General features: G+C 69.5%; 3 protein-coding genes. 2 read left to right on the top strand and 1 reads right to left on the bottom strand.

Annotated features, from left to right (window positions below; all coding sequences use genetic code 11):
• Positions 1–132: 132 nt before the first annotated feature.
• A complete protein-coding gene (locus OXM58_03890; GenBank protein MDE0147491.1) occupies positions 133–1,257 on the top strand; it encodes a site-specific integrase in 1,125 nt (374 codons plus the stop codon).
• A gap of 3 nt (positions 1,258–1,260) precedes the next feature.
• Positions 1,261–2,400 carry a tyrosine-type recombinase/integrase gene (locus OXM58_03885; GenBank protein MDE0147490.1) on the top strand — a complete coding sequence of 380 codons (1,140 nt, stop codon included), beginning with the start codon at positions 1,261–1,263 and terminating at the stop codon, positions 2,398–2,400.
• Between the two features lie 271 nt (positions 2,401–2,671).
• Here the strand turns inward: OXM58_03885 and OXM58_03880 are convergent.
• On the bottom strand, positions 2,672–3,159 hold a 488-nt coding region (locus OXM58_03880), incomplete at its 5' end, for a hypothetical protein (GenBank protein MDE0147489.1).

Here is a 3,159-nt window from a genome sequence, read left to right as displayed (position 1 = left end):
GGAACACCAGCGGGCGCACCTGCGGTGCTAACGTGCTGAAACAGGGCCGCTTTTTCTCCTACGACTTGTTGCAGCAGGACGGATCGGTCAACCCTCCGTTCCCCGGCTGCAACTGCAACCGGGAGAATGACGATGCCCAATCTCGCCCTCACCGACGCCCGCGTGCGCGCACTCGTCCCCCGCAAGACCGCCTACGACATCCGCGACGGCAGGCTCAGGGGCTTCGGGGTCCGCGTGCTGCCCTCTGGCGGCAAGCGCTACTTCGTCCACTGCCAGCACCGGGGAGAACGAATCTGGAAGATCTTGGGCGATGCCGGGGCCATGAACGCTGGCGATGCGCGGTCTCTGGCCGCAGAGACGCTTTCCGCGATACGCAGGGGCGAGGATGCAACGCTGCAACCGCGCGGGGCACTCTTCGAGGATGTCGCGGCGGCCGCGTTCCAGAGCCATGAGCGTATTTGGAAGGCGGGCACGCTCAAGGTGAACCGGGCGTATTTGCGCAACCAGATCATGCCGCATTTCGCGGGGCGTCCGGTCGCGGAGATCGACCGGCGGGAGGTTCGCAGCTGGTTCACCGCGCTCCGCGCGACCCCGGCCGCCGCCGACCGGTCCCTGCCGGTGCTCTCCGTCATCATGCGGGAGGCCGAGGCGATGGGTCTCAGGCCCGAGGGCTCCAACCCCTGCCGGAGCATCCGGCGAAACCGCCGCAAGGGGCGCGAGCGCTTCCTGACGGACGGGGAGATGCGCCGGCTCGGGGCGGCATTGTCGCGTCATGCGGATCGCACGCCCCTCGCGGTCGCCGTCATCCGGCTGCTTCTGCTCACCGGATGCCGCAAGAGCGAGATCCTGACACTGAGGTGGTCGGACTACCGCGAGGGGCATTTGTTCCTCCGCGATTCCAAAACCGGCCCCCGGACGGTCTGGCTGTCCGAGCCGGCGCGAAGGATCCTCGACGGGTTGAACCGAGACGGCCGCTGGGTTTTTCCCGCGCGTGGGGGAGACCGGCCGCTCGGCAGCAACTGGCTGGACCACTTCTGGGGCCGGTTTCGGGCCGAGACGGACCTTGGCGACGTGCGCCTCCACGATCTCCGTCATACCCACGCCAGCATCGCGCTCAGAGAGGGCGAGACCGTGCTGGCAATCGGGCGGCTGCTCGGCCACGCCAGACCGGAGACCACCCTCAAGTACGCCCATCCCGCCGACGCCATGGCGCGGGACGCCGCCGAGACGGTCGGTGCCGCGCTGGCAGGACGCTGAGCGATGCCGGCAAGGGAACGCATGCGTCTCACCGATGCCGCCGTCGCCCGCCTGCGACCGCGCAGGAAGGAATACACCATCTGGGACAGCGAAGTGTCCGGGCTCGGGGTCCGGGTGCGGCCCTCCGGTGGGAAGAGCTATATCCTGCTGCAGTCCTCCGGCGGTCACTCGAAACGGATTTCCCTCGGTCCCGTCATGACAAGGACCGTGTCGGAGGTGCGCCGGGAGTGCCATGCCCGGAGGGCGGAGCCGGACGAGGCCGTCCTTCCTGCGCGCGCCGTTCCTTCGCTGGAGGCGTTCGTCGCACGCGAATGGAGGGAGGCGTATTTCGAGCGCTACAAGCCGTCTTCGAAAAAAACCGCCCGGCACCTGCTCCACGGCCGCATATTGCCGGCGTTCGGATCGAAGCCGCTCGACCGCATCACGCCCGCCCAGGCGAGGCGCTGGTTCGACGCGTTCAGCCGTACCGCTCCCGGCAATGCCAACAATGCGCTGAAGATGTTCCGCCAGATCATGAACTTCGCCGTTTCCTGCGGCCACATCGAAACCGACCCCACGCGGGGCATAAGGAGGAACCGGCGCACGCCTCTCACCCGGTTCCTGTCGCGCGAGGAGATCGACCGGCTCCATCTGGTGCTGGACCGGCGGACGGCAAAAGGAGAGAAGCAGCAGGCCGACATCATTCGCCTTCTGCTGCTGACCGGGTGCCGCAAGGGAGAGATCATCCGGCTGCGTTGGGAAGAGGTCGGGAACGACACGCTCATGCTGGCCGACGCCAAGACCGGGCCAAGGACGGTGCCGCTCAACAGCCAGGCACGGCGCGTGCTGGACCGACAGCCCCGCACCCGAAGCCCGTTCGTGTTTCCATCGCCGCGCGATCCGTCGCGGCCGCGCGGCGGTGACATCGCGCTCTGGTACCGGGTCCGCCTCGAGGCCGGCATCGAGGACTGCCGGCTTCACGATCTTCGTCATACGCATGCGAGCCACGCGGTGATGAGCGGGGTCCCGATCCCGGTGGTCTCCCGCCTGCTCGGCCACGCCGATGTCGGCATGACGCTGCGCTACGCCCATCTTGGAGACCGCGACATCAAGGCGGCGGCCGAGCGGGTGGGACAGACCATCGGCAAGCTCCTGGGCATATGACGCCTGCCGGTGCGCCGAGGGTCTGCCGGAAGAAGGATGGACAGACATCGGGTTGGGCGGGGATGCGCAGCCGGTGCGCTATCGCCCGGCGGGCCGGGAGGAGCGGAGCTGCCTGGTGATCCGCCGACGCCGTGACAGCGGTCCTGCAAGCTGCCGCCGGAGGACGGGATCGCCGGCCTCGGCGGCCTCGGCAAGGGAGCCGCCTCATAACGCGCCACGCGCTCACCGCGCCGGCGAAGACGTTCACGCCGCCCGCCGGACCGGTGGGCGATCACCAGCGCACCCGCGTCTCAAGCCCGATGGCATGCTCCGCTTGCGCCGTTTCGCTCTCCCTGCGCGTCGCCCTGACGCCGAAGGTGACCTCGGGAGTGCCGAACCCCGCCTCCGGCGCGAGCCGCCAGCCGAGGCTGTAGTCGCGCGCATCCGTAGAGAGCCCGAGCCCGACATGCGGGCTGCCGGTGAAGCGCCCGCCGAAGGCGGCGAAGCCCCAAGCCGCCTCCACCGCCCAGCGCGAGGTCGCCTCGCTGCCGCCGGTGCGGTCCTCCAGCGGATCGGGCGCGAACAGCGCGTCGAGACCGCCTTGCGCCCGGCCGCCGAAGTCCTGGCGCAAGGACAGCGACGCGCCCCGCTGCGTGGCCGGGGCGGGGTCCCAAGCCAGCGCCGCCGAGAAGCCCCGGTCCTTCAGGTCGTCGTCGCCGTGCGCCAGCAGCGTGCGCCCCGACAGGTCGAGGATGAGGCCCATGCCCGGATCGGTCCACT

It is taken from the genome of Rhodospirillaceae bacterium (genome assembly GCA_028819475.1).
Lineage (GTDB): Bacteria > Pseudomonadota > Alphaproteobacteria > Bin65 > Bin65 > Bin65.
The sequence above is the reverse complement of the archived record's forward strand: the minus strand, read 5'-3'. Positions and strand labels throughout refer to the sequence as shown.